15 protein-coding genes are annotated in these 18,417 nt (G+C 65.7%); 11 read left to right on the forward strand and 4 right to left on the reverse strand.

The features are described from left to right. Nucleotides 1-56: 56 nt before the first annotated feature. Genes ACQUSY_RS10380 through ACQUSY_RS10395 form a run of 4 tightly spaced genes read left to right on the forward strand, consistent with a single transcriptional unit; the run spans nucleotide 57 to nucleotide 3,598 of the window. Complete coding sequence (locus ACQUSY_RS10380) at nucleotides 57-1,019, forward strand: ABC transporter permease (protein WP_428904408.1); 963 nt, start codon at nucleotides 57-59, stop codon at nucleotides 1,017-1,019. Further along, the gene (locus ACQUSY_RS10385; protein WP_428904409.1) at nucleotides 1,019-1,870 is read left to right on the forward strand and encodes an ABC transporter permease; all 852 of its coding nucleotides are present in this window, start codon (nucleotides 1,019-1,021) and stop codon (nucleotides 1,868-1,870) included. The genes ACQUSY_RS10380 and ACQUSY_RS10385 overlap by 1 nt, the downstream gene beginning before the upstream one ends. Further along, nucleotides 1,867-2,712, forward strand: a complete 846-nt coding sequence (locus ACQUSY_RS10390) for an ABC transporter ATP-binding protein (protein ID WP_428904410.1) — start codon at nucleotides 1,867-1,869, stop codon at nucleotides 2,710-2,712. Before ACQUSY_RS10385 ends, ACQUSY_RS10390 begins: the two co-directional genes overlap by 4 nt. Next, nucleotides 2,705-3,598 (forward strand): ATP-binding cassette domain-containing protein, encoded by an 894-nt coding sequence (locus ACQUSY_RS10395; RefSeq protein WP_428904411.1) that lies wholly within the window; start codon nucleotides 2,705-2,707, stop codon nucleotides 3,596-3,598. The genes ACQUSY_RS10390 and ACQUSY_RS10395 overlap by 8 nt, the downstream gene beginning before the upstream one ends. Nucleotides 3,599-3,612: 14 nt before the next feature. Here the strand turns inward: ACQUSY_RS10395 and ACQUSY_RS10400 are convergent, their stop codons facing one another. Continuing rightward, nucleotides 3,613-4,236, reverse strand: coding sequence for an NUDIX hydrolase family protein (locus tag ACQUSY_RS10400; protein ID WP_428904412.1), 624 nt, complete (start codon nucleotides 4,234-4,236; stop codon nucleotides 3,613-3,615). Nucleotides 4,237-4,320: 84 nt separating this feature from the next. Then, entirely contained in the window at nucleotides 4,321-5,334 is a 1,014-nt protein-coding gene (locus ACQUSY_RS10405) for an NAD-dependent epimerase/dehydratase family protein (RefSeq protein ID WP_428904413.1), read from the reverse strand. A gap of 151 nt (nucleotides 5,335-5,485) precedes the next feature. On the opposite strand from ACQUSY_RS10405, the gene ACQUSY_RS10410 reads away from it, so the two are divergent. The 6 genes from ACQUSY_RS10410 to ACQUSY_RS10435 all read left to right on the forward strand — a co-directional run bounded on the left by ACQUSY_RS10410 (nucleotide 5,486) and on the right by ACQUSY_RS10435 (nucleotide 15,412). Beyond that, nucleotides 5,486-6,178, forward strand: coding sequence for an alpha/beta hydrolase (locus ACQUSY_RS10410; protein WP_428904414.1), 693 nt, complete (start codon nucleotides 5,486-5,488; stop codon nucleotides 6,176-6,178). A 329-nt stretch (nucleotides 6,179-6,507) separates the two neighbouring features. After that, nucleotides 6,508-8,109 (forward strand): ABC-F family ATP-binding cassette domain-containing protein, encoded by a 1,602-nt coding sequence (locus ACQUSY_RS10415; protein WP_428904415.1) that lies wholly within the window; start codon nucleotides 6,508-6,510, stop codon nucleotides 8,107-8,109. 358 nt (nucleotides 8,110-8,467) lie between these two features. Next, complete coding sequence (locus ACQUSY_RS10420; protein WP_428904416.1) at nucleotides 8,468-13,189, forward strand: DNA glycosylase AlkZ-like family protein; 4,722 nt, start codon at nucleotides 8,468-8,470, stop codon at nucleotides 13,187-13,189. Next, complete coding sequence (locus tag ACQUSY_RS10425; protein ID WP_428904417.1) at nucleotides 13,182-13,955, forward strand: DNA-formamidopyrimidine glycosylase family protein; 774 nt, start codon at nucleotides 13,182-13,184, stop codon at nucleotides 13,953-13,955. Before ACQUSY_RS10420 ends, ACQUSY_RS10425 begins: the two co-directional genes overlap by 8 nt. A 108-nt stretch (nucleotides 13,956-14,063) precedes the next feature. Continuing rightward, entirely contained in the window at nucleotides 14,064-14,471 is a 408-nt protein-coding gene (locus tag ACQUSY_RS10430) for a transferase (RefSeq protein ID WP_428904418.1), read from the forward strand. A gap of 113 nt (nucleotides 14,472-14,584) precedes the next feature. Then, on the forward strand, nucleotides 14,585-15,412 hold the full coding sequence (locus ACQUSY_RS10435; RefSeq protein ID WP_428904419.1) for a LysR family substrate-binding domain-containing protein: 828 nt from the start codon (nucleotides 14,585-14,587) through the stop codon (nucleotides 15,410-15,412). 81 nt (nucleotides 15,413-15,493) lie between these two features. Here ACQUSY_RS10435 and ACQUSY_RS10440 read toward each other — a convergent pair whose 3' ends face one another. Further along, nucleotides 15,494-15,991: a glutaminase gene (locus ACQUSY_RS10440; RefSeq protein ID WP_428904420.1), complete on the reverse strand. Its 498-nt coding sequence runs from the start codon at nucleotides 15,989-15,991 to the stop codon at nucleotides 15,494-15,496. An 85-nt stretch (nucleotides 15,992-16,076) separates the two neighbouring features. Here ACQUSY_RS10440 and purU point away from each other — a divergent pair, with 85 nt between their 5' ends. After that, on the forward strand, nucleotides 16,077-16,931 hold the full coding sequence (purU, locus tag ACQUSY_RS10445) for a formyltetrahydrofolate deformylase (protein WP_428904421.1): 855 nt from the start codon (nucleotides 16,077-16,079) through the stop codon (nucleotides 16,929-16,931). 9 nt (nucleotides 16,932-16,940) lie between these two features. On the opposite strand, the gene ACQUSY_RS10450 is transcribed toward purU, so the two are convergent. Beyond that, entirely contained in the window at nucleotides 16,941-17,849 is a 909-nt protein-coding gene (locus tag ACQUSY_RS10450; protein WP_428904422.1) for a peptidase associated/transthyretin-like domain-containing protein, read from the reverse strand. Nucleotides 17,850-18,417 lie beyond the last annotated feature (568 nt).

Here is an 18,417-nt window from a genome sequence, read left to right on the forward strand (position 1 = left end):
GGTCGGCGGAGGCTGGCCCCCGCATTCGTGTTTTAGGGTGAGCAGAGGAGGAAGAGTTGCTCGGTTTTATTGCCCGACGGTTAGCGCAGGTTATCCCGCTGCTACTCGTTCTCAGCATGGTGGTGTTCTTACTGATCCACCTCGCGCCGTACGACGTTGTCGATTCGTACACGACACCCGCAATGTCAGACGAGACCGTCGCCGCTATTCGCGAACGCCTCGGCCTGAACGAGCCCGTCTGGGTGCAGTACGGTGCCTGGCTGTGGAACGTCCTGCAGGGCAACTTCGGTAACTCGCTCGCCACCGGCCTGCCCATCGGTGATGAGCTTGCCCGCCGCATTCCGAACACCATCATTCTGGTGGCACCCGCCTACCTCACCGCCCTCGTGCTGGCGATCGTGCTTGGCCTCGCTGCCGGCAGTCGCAAGGGCAGCCTGCTGGATCGCACGATCGACTCGATCTCGTCGATCGGCATCGCGACGCCATCGTTCTGGTTTGCCCTGCTGGTGATGTTCGTCTTCGGCTATGTGCTGCGACTCTTCCCCGTGTTTGGCATGCACTCGATCGGCAAGGAGGGCGACATCGGCGACCTCCTACTGCACCTCGCGATGCCGTACTTCGTACTTGTGGTCGCGTTCTTCCCTGACCTCACGCGCTACGTGCGCTCCTCCACCATCACGCAGCTCGACGAAGACTACGTCCAGGTGCAGAAGGCCTACGGCGCGTCGAACGGCTTCATCCTGAGCCGCCACGTGAGCCGCAACATCTTGCTGCCGATCATCACGCAGCTCGGCCTCGCTCTTCCCCTCCTCGTCACCGGCGCCATCGTCACCGAGAGCATCTTCGCGTGGCCTGGCGTTGGTCTCTACATCTTGAATGCCACGGCAGCGCTCGACTACCCCGTGATCCTCGCGGTGTTGCTGCTGTCTGCCGTACTGGTGATGCTCGGCAACCTGCTCGCCGACCTGCTCTACGTGGCCGCTGATCCGCGTATCCGTCTGGCAAAGAAGGCGGCATGATGTCTGAAACACGAACCCCCGCAAAAGACACCGCGCTGCGTCGCTTCACGCACAACCCTGCAGCCATGACGGCGCTCATCGTGCTCGTCCTCATCGCGATCGCGTGCTTCGCCGCTCCCCTGCTGCCGCACTACGGCGAAAAGTCGAACCTCGACGCCCGCTGGCTGCCGCCGAGCGCAGAGCACTGGCTCGGCACCGACGAGCAAGGCAAGGACTACTTCACCCGCGTGCTCGACGGTGGCCGCATCACGCTGTTCGTGGGCTTCGTTGCCACCCTCGTGTCGATGACGGTCGGTGTGCTGGTCGGCGTGTGCGCCGCCTACTTCGGCCGCTTCGTCGACGAAACGTTGATGCGCTTCGTTGACCTCATGACGGCGGTGCCGTGGATGGTGCTCGTCATCGTCGCCCGCGCGTTCTTCCCGCCCGGGCTCTGGACGATCATCCTCATCATCGGTGCCCTGAGCTGGATGTCAACGGCACGCCTCGTGCGCGCTGAAGCACTCTCGATCAAAGAGCGCACGTTCGTCGGCTACGCCAAATACATTGGCCAGAAGCCGTCGCTCGTGATCTTCCGCCACATTTTGCCGGGGGCGATCGGAACCATCATTGTCGTGTCAACGGCGACGGTATCGGGCGCAATCATGACGGAGTCGGCGCTCGGCTTCCTCGGTCTCGGTGTTCCGGCGCCGCTCGCATCGTGGGGTTCACTGCTGTCGACTTCGAAGGGACAGCTCGCGACGGCGCCGCACCTCGCGATTGTGCCCGGCCTGATGATCGCCATCACCGTGTTCTGCATCAACGTCATCGGTAACGGTCTGCGGTCCGCGATCATGCGGGAGGAATCGCGATGAGCCAGCTCTCCATCTCAAATCTGAACGTCTCTATCGGCCAGCCCGATGGTTCCACAGCGCACATTCTTCACGACGTATCGATTGCCGTTGACCGTGGCGAAGTGCTCGGAATCGTGGGCGAATCGGGCTCCGGCAAGACGATGCTGCTGCGCGCGCTGATGAAGATTCTGCCGCCGCGCGCCGTCGCCACAATGGATGCGATCACGTTCGACGACCGCGATGTGTCGCCGACCTTCAAGCGCGAGCGCCTACCGCTGTCGATGGTGTTTCAAGATCCGCTGACGTCGTTCAACCCATTGCGCAAAATCGGTGGGCACCTCACCGAAGTTGTGAAGCGTTTTCAGAAGGTGTCGGGTTCGGTGGCGCGCGAGCGGGCGGCCGCGGCGCTCGAGCAGGTCGGTATTCCGCACGCGAAGCGTGTGCTCGGCCAGTACCCGCACGAGCTGTCTGGCGGCATGCGCCAGCGCGTCATGATCGCCATGGCACTGCTGTCGGAACCAGAAGTGCTGGTGGCAGATGAGCCGACGACGGCGCTGGACGCCACGATTCAAGCTCAGATTTTGTCGCTGCTGTCGTCGCTGCGTGAATCACGCGACCTCACGATCGTGATCGTGACGCATGACCTCGGTGTTGTGGCGGCGCTGTGTGATCGCGTCGTCGTGATGAAGGACGGTCGGGTTGTGGAGACCGGGCCGGTCAATGACGTGTTCGCGGCGCCGCAAAACGACTACACGAAGACGCTGTTGGCGGCGATTCCGCGCGCTCCGGGGCTCGATGCGTCTGGTGTGTCTGGCTCATCTGACTCTTCTGACGTGACCGCTGCGGAGGTGCGCGATGTCTAACCCGCTGATTTCCACGTCGGCGCTGTCGAAGGACTTCATCGTTCGCGAGCGCGGGCACAAGTCTGTCGTCTCGGCCGTGCGCGATGTGTCGCTTGAGATTGCCGCCGGCGAGACGCTCGGCGTCGTCGGCGAATCGGGCAGTGGCAAGTCGACGCTCGGCCGCTGCATTCTCGGACTCGAGACCGCGACGAGCGGAACCGTGACATTTGACGGAACCACGCTGACCGGCCTCAGCTCCCGCGAGTTGCACGGGCATCAGCGTGACATGCAGATCATCTTCCAGGATCCGTATTCGTCGCTGAATCCGCGCCGCACGGCGCTCCAGCAAGTCATGGAACCGCTTGAAGTTCTCACCGACCGCCGTGACATGCGTGCCCGTGCGCTCGAGGCTCTCGACCGCGTGGGGATTTCGGCGGCGCAGGCCGAGCGCTTGCCCCGCTCATTCTCGGGTGGCCAGCGTCAGCGCATCGCGATCGCCCGCGCGATTGTGGTGCGGCCGCGTTTTATCGTGTGCGATGAGCCGGTCTCAGCGCTCGACATGTCGATTCAGGCTCAGGTGACGGAGCTACTGCAAGAGCTCCAGCGCGACCTCGGCCTCACCTACATGTTCATTTCGCACGACCTCTCCGTAGTACGCGAAATTGCGACTCGCACGGCCGTGATGTACCGCGGCCAGCTCGTCGAGGTCGGGCCGACGGCCGCGCTCTTCGCCTCGCCGAAGCACGCCTACACGCACCGTCTGCTGGACGCCGTACTGGTTCCGGAACCTGCGGTTGCGCGCGAAAGGCTCGCGAACTTTGGGGCGTCGGTGCGGTCTGCGCTGGACATTCCGGCCGAAGCTCAACTTGTCGAGGTCGAGCCCGGCCACTGGGTGCGCGAGGGGTAGTTTCTCCCGGTGCTCTAGCGCAGCGCGCCGACGCTCGCGAGGGCGAGGCGCACGAGTGTGCCGCGGCCGCCCTCCATTTCAGCGCTCAGGGTCTCGGATGATGCTTCTTCCGGTGTCATCCATGTGACTTCCAGTGCGTCTTGGCGCGGCTCGCAGGTTCCGGTCACGGGCACCACAAAAGCGAGCGAAACCGCGTGCTGACGGTCATCGTGGTACGCGCTGACTCCAGGAATCGGGAAGTACTCGGCGACCGTGAAGGGCGTCGGCTGCGGCGGCAGCAACGGGAAGGCCATCGGGCCGAGGTCATTCTCGACGTGACGGAACAGCGCATCGCGCACCGTCTCGCCGTAGCGCACGCGACCCGAAACGATCGTGCGGGTCATCTCACCCATCGGCGTCGCGCGCAACAGAATGCCGACCTCGGTGACCGCACCGGTGCCGTCTTGGCGCACCGGAATCGCCTCAACGTAGAGGATAGGCAGGTGTCGGCGTGCTTCGGCGAGTTCAACTTCGCTCAGCCAGCCGGGGTTGGCTCCGGGCGCGTGAAACTCACTATTGAGTCCGAAGCCCGCGAGCGGGTCGCGCGGCGTCTCGTCGTTTGACTCATTGGGATCAGGATCCGGAGTGCGCACTGCCATGGTTCTTGTATACCCGACCCGCCCGCTATTGCGGAGGGTTTCGGCCAACGGCGAACGAGGCGCGGTTGGCGATTACGCGGTGCGTCAGCCGTCGGCGCGGGCGCGCCAGGCGGCGATCAGGTCGCGTTCGTCGGCGTCGTTGAGCCCGGCGCCGCCGCCGTTGTTGCCGCGCCACCACATGCCGTCACGCAGGGTGTCGGCGAGCGGGCGCAAGCGGAGGCCGTTCGCGTGAGCTGCAGCTACGCTGCGGGCGCTCATCGCGGCCATCGACTCATCCGGAATCCACAGCGGCAGCGACTTCTCCCCTGCCCACGGGTTCACACCATGCGCCTGCAAGAAGTCGGCCGGCATCGGCAGAAGCCACGGCTCATCAACGCCAGCGCCACCCTCGGCGACGCCGACTTCGCGCGACACGGAGAGGTGTTCTGCCAACGTGAGCTGCTCGCCCAGCACGTTGAAGGTTCCGCTCACTTCAGCATTCGCGCAGTGCACGAGCCATGCCGCGAGATCGCGGGCGTCGATGACGGCGCACGTGAGGTCGAGGGCGTCTGGAACCACGATGTGCGTCGCGTCGACGGGGTGCGCAAAGCGCCACGGCCAGTAGGTCGTGCGGCCCGTCGTGTCGCCGGGGCCGCCGATGAGTCCGGGGCGAGCGATCACCGAACCGTCGGCGCCGAAGGCGTCAAGCACGGCGTCTTCGGCGGCAACCTTGGCCTGGCCGTAATCGGCCGTGGATTGCATGGCGTCGGCTGCGAGGGCGGGGAGACGCTCAGCTGTCTCATCGGCCCCGCGCTCGGCGTTGCCGGCGTAGACGCTCACGGTCGAGACGAAGATGTAGCGCTTCGCGTGGTCTTTGAGAGCTTTCGTGGCGCGACGTACATGGCCGGGTTCGCTGGCGACGTCAATCACAGCGTCCCACTGCTCGTTCGCGACCTGCGCGTAAGCGTCATTGGTGTCGCGGTCGGCGCGCACCGAGCGCGCACCGTTCGGCACCCCGGCGGACCTCGTGAGACATGTCACGGCGTGACCGGACTCGAGCGCAATGCGCGCGACGTGAGAGCTCACCCAACCGGTGCCACCGAGCACGAGAATCTTCATGCCGCCAGCCTGACACGAGTCGGCGGAGCGTGCCACCGTGTGACCGGTGGGTGGGGCGGAACCACGGGTGCGGCATGAGGGGGCGCGCGATGTCGGAGGGGGCGGACGTGGGAAGAGCACGATGTCGGAGGGGCGTGGCAGGATGGGGGCCATGTCGAATCTTGATGCCATCGACGCTGATTCTGTGCTGTGGTCGGCGCCCGCTGAAGCGCGCGCTGGGCGGCCCGTCGTCGTGCTGTTGCACGGCTATGGGTCAGACGAGCGCGACCTGTTTGGGCTCGTGCCGCACCTGCCTGACGAGTTCGTTTATGTTGCGGTGCGGGCTCCGCTGACGCCGCCGTGGCCGGCGCCGGGGTACTCCTGGTACCCGATTGAGGGGCTCGATGGCCGCTCCGGTGAGAGCGTCACCGCGGGTGCCGAGAAGCTGTTGGCGTGGCTCGACGAACAAGATATTGGTGACGTCGGCGTGCTCGGATTCTCACAGGGCGGCGCGATCGCCCTGCAGTCCATGCGACTGCGTCCCGAGCGGTTCGCGTTCGCGATCAACCTGTCTGGCTACGCCGCCGCGGGCGAGCTGCCGACCGATGCCGCGCTCGCGAAGCGACGCCCGCCCGTGTTCTGGGGCCGCGGTACGCATGACGAGGTCATCCCCGCTCCCCTCATCGAGCACACGACCGCATGGCTGCCCGGTGTTGTTGAGCTGTCCGGCCGCGTTTACAACGGTCTCGGCCATGCCGTTTCACAAGAGGAGATGCTTGATCTGGGGGTCTTCCTCCGTAAGCGCCTCGATGACATCCGCGACGCTGACACCGCAGCCGAGGTTCCGGAACCATCCGCTGAGTAGGGGCAGACTCCTATCGAAGCGACACGCCCGGGATTCGCAATTCGCGGCCTGTGGGGTTACGCTGGCTTCGCCCTGTTCGCAGAACATTGGAATGAAGTGACCATTATCGACACCCGCGCTTAAGCGCTGATTGTCGACCCACTTCGGTGGCATCGCCTGTTTGACGGCCTTTCAGGTCTCGCATGTGAGCCACACCGCCATCACGTTTGATGGCGATTTGGTGACGACGCAGCGTTTTCCGCGCGTGCGTCACCGGCCTTCAGTGTTTGGTGCGCCCGCGCAGCACAGACACTGCGGCGTCTGCGCGACGTCGCCGAAACGGAGGCCCCATGTTCAATCCTGCTGTCGTCATTGACGACCTCTCTTTCATTTGGCCGGATGGCCAGGTTGCCCTCGACGCGTTGTCGGGGAGTTTCAGTTCGGCCCGCACCGGGCTGGTTGGGCGCAATGGTTCGGGCAAGTCCACGCTGTTGCGACTCATTGCCGAACAGCTGACGCCCACGGTCGGTGGCGTGCGCGCGTCGGGAACCGTCGCGATGCTGCCGCAACGCATCACCGCGCAGGCAGATCTGCCGGTTGCCGACCTGCTCGGTGTTGGCGATGTGCTGCGCGCGGTTCGCGCTGTCGAATTGGGCGACGTCGACCCGGCGCACTTCGACACGATCGGCGATGACTGGGATGTCGAGGCCCGCGCGCACGCCGCACTGGCCGACATCGGGTTGCCGCCGGAGGCGCTCGAACGCACCGTCGGCACGCTGTCGGGTGGTGAGACGATGCTCGCGGCGATCTCGGGATTGCGCCTCAGCGGTGCCGACATCGTGCTGCTCGACGAGCCGACGAACAACCTCGACCGCTTCGCGCGGGCGAAGCTGTGCGGGCTGATTTCGTCGTGGCCAGGAACCCTCGTCGTGACCAGCCACGACACCGAACTGCTCGAGCTCATGGACGAAACGGCCGAGCTCTACAGCAACGAACTCACCGTGTTCGGCGGGCCGTACTCGGAGTTTCGCGCGTGGCTCGACCAGGAGCAGGCCGCAGCCCAACAGGCCGAGCGTGTTGCCCGAGCCACCGTGAAGCGTGAGAAGCGGGTGCGCATCGAGGCCGAGACGAAGCTCGCCGGCCGCGAGCGCACCGCAGCAAAGGCCGAGCGGGAAAAGCGGGTGCCGCTCATCATCGCGCACGGTCGCCGTCAGGATGCGCAGGTTTCGGCCGGCAAGCTCCGCGTCGACGCGCGGGAAAAGGAGAACGCGGCTCGTGCCGCCCACGATGCGGCCGAGCGCCGGCTACGTGACGACGATTCAATCCGCATTGATTTGCCCGACCCCGATGTGTCGGCGGTGCGACGCATTGCGACGCTCGGCGATGGCGAACGCGAGTGGATCATTCAGGGCCCGGAGCGCGTCGCCCTCGTTGGCCGCAACGGCGCCGGCAAGACGACGCTGCTCGAGCGGCTCGTGGGGGTGGAACCACGGGGTGCGGGTGACGGGTTGGCTTCAGAGATCACTGGCAAGCTTCACACGGATCGCGTGCGATTCCTTCGGCAGAGTGCGGATGGACTCGACGAGTTTCTGTCCGCCGAAGCCAACGTGCGTGCGGCGGCGCCCCACATCGAGGATCGCGAACTCCGCAACCGGCTCGCCCGGTTCTTGATTCGGGGTGATGCGATGACCCGGCCGGTGTCGACGCTTTCGGGTGGTGAACGCTTTCGGGTGGCGCTCGCCTCTCTACTGCTGGCCGAGCCCGCGCCGCAGCTGCTGATCCTGGACGAACCCACCAACAACCTCGACATCGACACCGTGAATCAGCTCGTCGACGCCCTGTCGGTGTACCGCGGCGCGGTCCTGGTGGTCAGCCACGACCAGCCCTTCCTCGACCGGCTGGGCATCACCCTGACCCTGCACCTCTCCGAAACCCTCGCCGAGGTTGTCTAGCCGCACCGTGGTTCCGCAATCCGTGGTTCCGCCCCCCGATTCCGCACCCTGGTTCCAGCCCCGGTTCCGGAACCCCACCACTCAACGACCGTTATGCACGATTGAAATCGGTAGGCACGCAAAAAGTGCCCCACCAGCCACTCCAGCCCCACGAGTCACACCCAATCGTGCATAACGGTTGTTGGAGCAGCCGCTGGTGACCGTTATGCAGGATCCAGAACGATCTGCAGGAAAAACAAGCCCCATTCGCGGTTTTCGCCGACGAAATCCTGCAGAACGGTCGCGGGGTCGGTTGATCAGGCGGCTCCGGAACCGCGGGGGCGGGGCGAATGTCGGTGGCAGGGATAAGAATGGTGGGGTGAGTGATGTTCTGGATCGGTTCGGCGCGGCGACGCGCGAATGGTTTCAGGGCGCGTTCACGAAGCCGACCACGGCGCAGACCGGCGCGTGGGAGGCAATCTCCCACGGCAAAAACGCCCTCGTTGTTGCGCCGACTGGTTCGGGTAAGACGCTTTCGGCGTTCCTATGGTCAATCGACCGGGTGTTTCACGAGCCCCGCCCCGACGGGCCACAGCGCACGAGTGTGCTCTATATCTCGCCGCTCAAGGCTCTCGGCGTCGATGTTGAGCGCAACCTCCGTTCGCCCCTGATCGGCATATCGCACGCGGCACGCAGGCTCGGCACCGAACCTCCCGTTGTGACGGTGGGTGTGCGTTCCGGAGACACCCCCTCGAACGAGCGCACCAAGATGGTGCGGAATCCGCCCGACATCCTCATCACGACGCCAGAGTCGCTGTATTTGATGCTCACGAGTCGCGCGGCCGACACCCTCAAGGGCGTGCACACCGTCATCATCGACGAAGTGCACGCGGTCGCAGCAACCAAACGCGGGGCCCACCTCGCGGTGAGCCTCGAGCGCCTCGACAACCTGCTCGAAAAGCCCGCGCAGCGCATCGGGCTCTCGGCAACCGTGCGCCCGATCGACGAGGTCGCGCGCTTTCTCGGCGGCTCAGCTCCCGTCGAGATCGTCGCACCCAAAGCCTCAAAAACGTTCGATCTCAACGTCGTGGTGCCGATCGATGACATGACGAATCCGCCGGTGCCCGAAAACGACGGTGCCGACTGGTTTGACGCCGACGGACCCGTGCTCACCGAAGTCACCGGGTCGGTCTGGCCGCACGTCGAAGAGGCCATCGTCGACAGAATCGTCGCCAACACGTCGACCATCGTGTTCGCGAACTCGCGCCGCCTCGCCGAGCGCCTCACCGGTCGACTCAACGAGATTTACGCCGAACGATTCGGCCTCGCCGTCGACGGCACACCCCTCAATCTCGGCGACGATTCTCACACCGGAGGTCGCGCAACCAACGGAACCATGGGTCGCGGAACCAGCACCGGTGCGGGTGCGAAGATGAAGATTCCCGACATGGTGGCACAAGCCGGCATCAGTGCGGGTGTCGCACCGGTGCTTGCGAAAGCACACCATGGTTCCGTCTCGAAAGAACAGCGCTCACTCGTCGAAGAAGAGCTCAAGAGCGGCGTGCTGCGCTGTGTCGTGGCGACGTCGAGCCTCGAGCTCGGCATCGACATGGGTGCCGTCGACCTCGTGATTCAGGTGGAGGCACCACCGTCAGCCGCGAGCGGACTCCAGCGCGTCGGCCGCGCCGGCCACCAGGTCGGCGAGATCAGCCGGGCCGCCCTCTTCCCCAAGCACAGAGCCGACGTCCTGCACACCGCGATCGTCACCGAACGCATGCTGAAGGGGCAGATTGAGGCGATCGCGATTCCGCAGAATCCGCTCGACATTCTCGCCCAGCAGACGGTCGCGGCCTCCGCGCTCGACGCGCTGCACGTCGAAGACTGGTTTGAGACGGTCAAGCGGTCGGCGCCATTCCGCAACCTGCCGCGCTCGGCGTTCGAAGCGACGCTCGATCTGCTCGCCGGCAAGTATCCGAGCGAAGAGTTCGCCGAATTGAGACCTCGTGTGGTGTGGGATCGCGACCTCGGAACCATTACCGGGCGCCCGGGCGCACAGCGGTTGGCGGTGACGAGCGGTGGCACAATTCCTGACCGCGGGTTGTTCGGTGTCTTCGTCGCAGGCGAATCCCGTGGCGCGCGCGTTGGCGAACTCGACGAGGAGATGGTCTACGAATCGCGCGTGAACGACGTGTTTACGCTCGGTACGACGTCGTGGCGCATCGTCGAAATCACGCACGATCGCGTCAACGTCGTGCCCGCGTTCGGCCAGCCGGGTCGCCTGCCGTTTTGGCACGGCGATGGCTTGGGCCGACCTGCCGAACTGGGCGAAGCGCTCGGCGCGATGAGTCGCGCCCTGATCTCTGCCCCGCGCGAAAAGGCCGAAGCGCGGTTGGCCGACGCCGGACTCGACGACAAGGCCCGCGATAACCTCCTCGCCTACCTCACCGAGCAGCGCGAAGCGACCGGAACCCTCCCCACCGACAAAACGCTCACCGTCGAGCGCGGCAAAGATGATGTCGGCGACTGGCGCCTCATCCTCCACTCGCCGTACGGGCGCTCGGTGCACGCGCCGTGGGCGCTCGCGATCGGCTCACGCATTCGCGAACGACTCGGCGTCGACGGCGCCGCGGTCGCGAGTGATGACGGCATCATCGTGCGTATTCCCGATGCGATCAGCGAGCCACCGGGCGCCGACCTGTTCGTCTTCGACGCCGACGAACTCGAGCAGCTCGTCACCGAAGAAGTCGGCGGTTCCGCCCTCTTTGCCGCACGATTCCGCGAATGTGCCGCCCGCGCCCTGCTCATGCCACGCGTCAACCCGCACAAGCGTACGCCGCTGTGGCAACAGCGCCAGCGCTCGGCACAATTGCTCGAGGTCGCGCGCAATCACCCGACCTTCCCGATCATCCTCGAGACCCTCCGTGAAGTGCTCCAGGACGTCTACGACCTGCCCGCGCTCCTCCGCATCACGCGGCAGATCGCCGAACGCCAGATTCGCCTGATCGAAGTCGAACCCGCGCAGGCATCGCCGTACGCGAAAGACCTGCTGTTCGGATACGTCGGCGAGTTCATGTACGAGGGCGATTCGCCCCTCGCCGAACGCCGCGCCGCGGCCCTCAGCGTCGACCCGACCCTCCTTGGCGAACTGCTCGGCAAGGTCGAGATGCGTCAGCTTCTCGACCCCGACGTTATCGCCCAGTTCGAAGCCGAACAGCAGCGCCTCACCCCCGACCGTCGCGCCCGCGGCGTCGAGGGCGTCGCCGATCTGCTGCGTGTGCTTGGGCCGCTGACCGCGACCGAGCTCGCCCCGCGATTGCAAGGGTCAGAGGAGAACGACGGAACCACGGGTGCGGCTGAGCGCGAAGCCTCCGACACCCCGCACGACCCCGGTCACGCGACGCTCGCCGAGGCCCAGGCGTTCGCGAACGCGCTCGTCGACACCCGTCGCGCGATCGTTGTGACGGTCGCGGGCGAGCAGCGGTTCGCGGCGATTGAAGATGCCGGGCGTCTGCGCGATGCGCTGGGTGTTGCCCTGCCGGTCGGGGTTCCGGTCGCTTTTCTCGAACCGCTCGCCGACCCGCTCGCCGACCTTGTCACGCGCTTCGCGCGCACCCACGGGCCGTTTGCGGCAGAGCGCATCAGCACGTGGCTCGGACTCGGCGTCGCGATCGTGCGACACACGCTGCAGCGACTCGAGTCTGCCGGACGCGTGCAGAGCGGATTCTTCCTGCCCGAAGGCCGCGGCGACGAGGCCGAATGGTGCGACACCGAAGTACTCCGCCGCCTGCGACTACGATCGCTCGCCGCCCTGCGTGGCGCCGTCGAACCCGTCGCGCCCGAAGCCTACGCACGGTTCTTGCCCGATTGGCAGCACCTCACGCGTCCGCTCGAGGGCATCGACGGCGTGGTTGCCGCGATCGATCAGCTCGCGGGAGTACCGATTCCGGCGAGCGCGTGGGAGTCGTTGATTCTGCCGTCGCGCGTGCACAACTACACGCCCGCGATGCTCGATGAACTCACCGCAACCGGCGAAGTGCTGTGGGCCGGTGTTGGCGCCCTGCCAGGCCGCGATGGGTGGGTGAGCCTGCACCTCGCTGACTCCGCCCCGCTGACACTCACACCGCCCGAGGGTGAGGTCGCCGAGGGAAGCCTCGGCCAGCGACTCGTCAACATTCTGGGTGCGGGAGGCGCGTACTTCGCATCACAACTCCAGCATCTCGCCGATGCCGAAAACGAACAGTCCGTCATTGACGCGCTGTGGGAGCTCGTGTGGGCAGGCCGCGTCACCAACGACACCTTCGCACCGCTACGCACCCTCGCTGGCGGCGGCAGCCAAGCGCACCGCGTCACCCGCAAAACCCCACGCGCCCGGCTGTACCGTGGTTCCGCCACCCGCACCAGCCTGCCGACTCCGCCGCGGCCACCCGCGCTCGGCGGACGCTGGTCGCTGCTCCCCGAAGCCGGCGAAGAGTCAGCGCAACGCGTCGCGGCGACGGCCTCTCTCCTACTCGATCGGTACGGCGTTGTGACGCGGGGGCCGGTGCAGAGCGAGCAGATTCCCGGCGGTTTCGCGCAGGTGTACCGCACGCTCGCGACGTTCGAGACGGCCGGGCACTGCCGCCGTGGCTACTTCATCGAGAAGCTCGGTGCCGCGCAGTTCGCGAGCAGTACAACGATCGACCGGTTGCGACAGTTCTCACAACTCAGCGACCCACCACCGCTGGCCGCCATCACGCTCGCCGCGACCGACCCCGCGAACGCGTACGGCGCAGCGCTCAGCTGGCCGGCACTCGACGGCGTCAAGCACCGCCCGGGTCGCAAGGCGGGTGGGCTCGTCACCCTCGTCGATGGCGAACTCGTGCTGTACCTGGAGCGCGGCGGCCGCACCGCCCTCGCCTTCACGATGGACGAAGACGTGCTCCGCGCCGCAACCACCAACCTCGTGCAGACATCGCGCGCCCGAAAGCTCGAGACCCTGACGATCGAACAGGTCAACGGCGAATTCGTCTACACCTCGCCCGTCGGCCGCGCCCTGCGCGACGCCGGATTCGTCGAGTCGACGAAGGGTCTCACCTTCCGCAAGGCGGGCCCCGGTGCCTGAGGGCGATACCGTCTACCGCACCGCGCACCACCTCGCGCAGGTGTTGCTCGGCGCGACGATCACCGAGTTCGACCTGCGCGTGCCCGGCGCCGCAACGGTTGATCTCACCGGCCTCTCCGTGACCGACGTGGTTCCGCGCGGCAAGCACATCCTGCATCACATCGGTGACTACACGCTGCACAGCCATTTGCGTATGGAGGGCACGTGGCATGTTTACAAGCGCGGAACCACGTGGCGGCGACCCGCTTTTCAGGCACGTGCCGTCGTTGGATCCGATGCCGTGCAGACGGTTGGTTTCGACCTGTCGGGCGTGAGCGTTGTGCCCCGCGAACGCGAGTACGAACTCGTTGGACACCTAGGCTCTGACCCGCTCGCCGCCGATTGGAACCCAGCGGCCGCAGCCGAGGCGGTTGCCACCGATGAGCGGCCCGTGCACGTCGCCCTCCTCGATCAGCGCAACATCGCGGGCTTCGGCAACGAATACGTCAACGAAATGCTGTTCGTGGCGGGCATCGATCCGCATCGCACGGTGTCATTTGATGAAGCGTTCAAGCTCGTCACGACCGGCGAACGCATGATGCGCTCGAACCTCTCCCGCCGCGGACGTGTCTTCACCGGTGACGCGAGACCGGGCCGCGCAACGTGGGTATTCGGCCGCGAGCGCGAAAACTGCCGCCGTTGTTCCACGCCACTGCGCACCGACCAACTCGGTGCCGACGCCACGAAGCTCCGCAATGTGTTCTGGTGCCCCCGCTGCCAGAAATAGCCTGATCGCCACCCTTCGCTGGGAGAACGCCGAGTTCATTTATTCGACGGAATGAAAAATGCACGGGCACCGTTATCTCAGGTACACCCCTCTCGGATGGAGGAAAACGTGGGAAAGAACTACATCGATATCGAAGACGACAAGGGTCAGACACTTCGGTACCGCAAGCACGTCAACGGGCGCGGACTCATCGCGCACGGCGCGAAGGTTGACGCCGACGCCATCGTTGAGGCGGGCGCCTATATTGAGCCGCACGCACACGTCGCCGCTGGCGCACACATCGCGCGCGGAGCCTGGATTGAACGCGACGCGCAGGTAGGCCCGGGTGCCATCATTGACGCGCACGCGCACATCGGCCACGGCGCCGTCATCGGCCAGGGCGCACGCATTGGCGTTCGCACCACGGTCGGCGAAGGTGCAAGTATCGCCCGCGGTGCCCGCATCGGTGACGATGAGATCGTCCACCCCGGCATGCGCATCTCGACTGATCGTAAGGGCCTTTGGCTCGCGGCCTAGCCGCCACATACTCATCCCCGAGCGCCCCGCGTGCTCGGGGATTTTGTGTTTCTTGGGTGCGGATTCACCCAGCATCGTCGCGCGACGAAACCCGGGCGGGATACGCTGGGGGAATGAATTCTGCGCGACGTGGGCCGGTGGGAAAGTCCGGAAAGCGGCCGTCGTCGCACGCGAAAGGTCCGGCCGGCAAGGGTCGCGCGGCGAAGGGCTCTGCTCCGAAGGGTAAGAACGCCGCGAAGAACGGAACCACGGGCTCCGGAACCAAGAAAGCAGCTGGCAAGAGCGGCACCGGTAAGAACGCACGCAACTCGCAGGTCGTGTTTGATCTGCCGCCGGCACCGCGCACCGAGCCGTTCCGCCTCGGGTTTGTCGCCGGTGCGACGCCGGGTAAGTGGGTCTCCATTTGGCGCGAGCGGTACCCCGAGATCGAGCTCGAACTCATCCCGCTCGATGCCGCCAATACTCGCACCGCGCTGCTCGCCGGTGACATTGACATCGCGATTTCCCGCGAACCGTTCTCCCACGACGATCTGCACGTCATCGCGCTCTACGACGAGGTTGTCGGTGCCGTTGTCAGCATCGACAGTGCGCTGGAGTCGGTCGCTGAAATCACGCTCGATGACTTGGCTGGCGAAGTCATTATCGTGCCGCGAGATGACGCCGCGCACTTCGGCCCGATCGAAGGCACCGTGGAGCCGCGCTTTGACGCCCCCGCGACAACCGAAGACGCGATCGAAACCGTCGCTTCTGGCGTGGGCGTCGTGATCGTGCCGATGTCGATCGCGCGGGCGCACAAACGTAAGGATGTGACGTTCCGCCCGATCGTCGGTGCCGAACCAACTCATGTCGGCCTCGCGTGGGATCGCGCGAATGATTCCGCCGAGGTTCAGGCCTTCATCGGCATTGTGCGTGGCCGCACCGCGCAGTCGTCACGCGACTAAACACGCCAGCCAACCGCGCGGTCAAAAAACCGACGTCCCCGCAACGCCGGACCCGCGCAGTCGTCACGCGACTAATCGGGTCTAGAGAACTCCGCGGGCCAACTCGATCCGCTCGCGGAGGTAGCCATCCAGCGGCGCGTAACCACCGGCCGCCGACCAGCGGATTCGCAACTCGCCATCCTGGATTGCCAGCGGCCCCGAGGTTCCGCCCGCCGCCAAAGCCGCGAAGTCGATCGGCGTCCAGTTGTAGTGCACGGCACGCCCCTCGGGCACGCCACCGCGGTACGCGGCGAAGCGTAGTTCGTCGCGTTCGCGCGCCGAAATGGCGGTGTATCCCTTGCGTGATGGTTCCAGCGACCGCGCCACATCGCCCGTCGCGAGCACACCGTCGGCCGTCACCAGCAGGGCGCCGAGGTGCCAGGCTTCGCCGATCGCGACGATGCGCGGCGCCCGCGGAATGCCCAGCACACGCTTCGCCGCGCGGTATTCACCCAGCAGTTCGGTCGGCAATCCGTCGAGCTGAGAGCGGATGTCACCGAAGTACGAGACGGGGTCGACGGAACCAGGTGCTGCAGTCACAGATTCAGGCTACGCCGTCACACGCCGGGCGGCGATTCGTTGGAACGGGGCCGGAGAGGGAAGAATTGACCGGAAAAGGAGCACGATGATTGATTCGACCGACACCGCCCGCCTGCTGATCACCTGTGACGACCAGCCAGGTATCGTCGCTGCCGTCGCGGGGCTGATGGCGCGGGTAGGCGCGAACATCATTTCGCTTGACCAGCACTCGACCGACGCTGAGGGCGGCAAGTTCTTCCAGCGCACGGTGTTTCACATCGAGGGGTTCGCGGATCGCCGCGCCGAGATCGAGCATCTCGTCGAAGAGCTCGCCGCCGACTTCGGTATGGAATGGTCGCTTCACGACGCCAGCCAGCGCAAGCGCGTCGCCATCTTCGTGTCGCAGTACGACCACTGCCTTCTCGATCTGCTTTGGCGCGTGCAGCGCGGCGATCTCGACATCGACATCACGTGTGTCGTATCCAACCACACCGCGCTCGAGCAGTCTGTGGCGAACTTTGGTGTGCCGTTCGTGCACATCCCGTCGAGCGACAAGGCCGCGATGGAGGCACAACAGCTCGAACTGCTGGCCGGCAAGGTCGACTTGGTCGTACTCGCCCGCTACATGCAGATTCTGACCGACGATTTCATTCGCGACATCGGTGCTCCGGTGATCAACATTCATCACTCGTTCTTGCCCGCTTTCATCGGCGCGAACCCGTACGCTCGCGCCAAGGAGCGCGGCGTGAAGCTCATCGGTGCGACCGCCCACTACGCGACCGCGGATCTCGATGAGGGTCCGATCATCGAGCAGGACGTCACCCGCGTCACTCACGCGGAATCGGCTGTCGAGTTGCAGCGTCGTGGCCAGGATGTTGAGCGCCTCGTGCTCGCCCGCGCCGTGCGCTGGCACGCCGAGGATCGCGTCATCGTGCACGGCCGCTCGACCGTCATTCTGTAGTTCGGGGCGTTAAATCCCAACGGCGAGGGCTGCGGTGTAGCCCTTCGTGACATCGCCGGAGACGGTCGCGATTTGGAAGATGCCGCCGTCGTCTCCAAACACGTTGTCGCTCGTGAGTGTGACGCCGCCGAGGTTGCGGGCGCTCGACTCGTATCCAGTGGTGGCGTAGACAGCGTCGCAGGCTTCCTTCGGCAACGCGAGCTGGCTCGTCTTAAGGATCGGCCCGGCCGCGACGGCGGTCGCGACGTCGGCGTACACCTCGATGGGAATGTGCGGCCAGCGCCCCGGATAGCAGGCCGGAAAGATCGAGGTGAACGTCACGGTTCCTGCGGGGTCGGTCTGCTGCACGCCGCGCAGGTAGTTCTCGTTCTCGACGCCGCGGGAGTACAGCGAGTAGTTGCCCGCCGCGTCGCAGTGCCAGGCATAGACGCCGACTCCAACGATCGCGTTGCCGCTCGCGGCGTCACGAACCGTGAGGGAGAACTGCAGCGGAACCCCGGCGGCGGTGGTTGTGGAGCTTCCGAAGCTGGAGCAAATGTCGCTGCGCACGATGCCGGAGTCATCCAGGATGTTGACGCCGTTCGAGTTGTCTGCCGGGTACGGTCCGCCAGTTTCGTCAGGTATCTCCGTTATAGGCACGGCAGATGTGGAAGCGGAGGGTGACGGAGAAGGCGACGCCGACGGCGAGGCCGAGGAGGTGCTCGTGCGTGGTGTCGCCGACAGCGTCGCCTTGGGTTCGGTTCCTGACGCCACCGGCGCACATGCCGCAAGCAACGTTGTCAGCGCGACGCCGCCGAACAGCCCCAGTGCGGCACGGCGGTTCACGAGGGTCTGTACGTCATAGACGAGGCCGCGGTGGTCTTCGTCCATCTGGGTGCCGTCCGCGTTCAGCCAGCGGGTGTTGTCAGGTTCAGTCATGTCGCCATTTCTTATTCGGGAGGGCTCCATCACACACCCGAATCCTATGCAGGCACTTTGGCCCGGCTTGGGTTGCGATAAGTGTCGGGATCTTCGGCGGGCTGGGGTCGGTGACTGGGGTGCGACGACGGATAGTTGCAGGACCGGGTCATGATGGCTGGGCTGCGGCAGCGGAGCGGCGGATAGCTGCGGGAGTATCTCCGGGCCGTCCCTGCGGGTCGGCCTGCCAGACCCACCAATATTCTCTCCGCCATCCACCGCTCCTTCTTGGGTAGGGCGCCCTCCCGGGATGGCTCGGTTCTGAGATTTGCAAAGATGATTGGACACGTTGGCGTCCCGAAACGGCTGGGCGCGTTGGGCTCCGGAGACGGCTGGGCGCGTTGGGCTCCGGAGACGGCTGGGCGCGTTGGGTCCTGAGGCGGTTGGGCGTGTCGACCTTCAGGTTGGGCTGGGCGTGTGTCGGCTTCCGGAGAGGGCTGGGTGTGTCGACTTCCAGAGAGTGCGGGGGCACTTTCCTTTCCGGGATCGCGGGGTGGGCAGAGCTCTGCCTGTGGGTCAGGCCGCCGCG

The sequence above is a fragment of the Microbacterium daqui genome, from assembly GCF_050408675.1.
Taxonomy (GTDB): domain Bacteria; phylum Actinomycetota; class Actinomycetes; order Actinomycetales; family Microbacteriaceae; genus Microbacterium.

What these genes read in the sequence shown, in the direction of transcription:
- ACQUSY_RS10400 (WP_428904412.1), bottom strand. Translation starts at nt 4,236, where the DNA reads ATGGCAGTGCGCACTCCGGATCCTGATCCCAATGAGTCAAACGACGAG.
- ACQUSY_RS10410 (WP_428904414.1), top strand. Translation starts at nt 5,486, where the DNA reads ATGTCGAATCTTGATGCCATCGACGCTGATTCTGTGCTGTGGTCGGCG.
- ACQUSY_RS10435 (WP_428904419.1), top strand. Translation starts at nt 14,585, where the DNA reads ATGAATTCTGCGCGACGTGGGCCGGTGGGAAAGTCCGGAAAGCGGCCG.
- ACQUSY_RS10390 (WP_428904410.1), top strand. Translation starts at nt 1,867, where the DNA reads ATGAGCCAGCTCTCCATCTCAAATCTGAACGTCTCTATCGGCCAGCCC.
- purU (WP_428904421.1), top strand. Translation starts at nt 16,077, where the DNA reads ATGATTGATTCGACCGACACCGCCCGCCTGCTGATCACCTGTGACGAC.
- ACQUSY_RS10385 (WP_428904409.1), top strand. Translation starts at nt 1,019, where the DNA reads ATGTCTGAAACACGAACCCCCGCAAAAGACACCGCGCTGCGTCGCTTC.
- ACQUSY_RS10415 (WP_428904415.1), top strand. Translation starts at nt 6,508, where the DNA reads ATGTTCAATCCTGCTGTCGTCATTGACGACCTCTCTTTCATTTGGCCG.
- ACQUSY_RS10395 (WP_428904411.1), top strand. Translation starts at nt 2,705, where the DNA reads ATGTCTAACCCGCTGATTTCCACGTCGGCGCTGTCGAAGGACTTCATC.
- ACQUSY_RS10450 (WP_428904422.1), bottom strand. Translation starts at nt 17,849, where the DNA reads ATGACTGAACCTGACAACACCCGCTGGCTGAACGCGGACGGCACCCAG.
- ACQUSY_RS10405 (WP_428904413.1), bottom strand. Translation starts at nt 5,334, where the DNA reads ATGAAGATTCTCGTGCTCGGTGGCACCGGTTGGGTGAGCTCTCACGTC.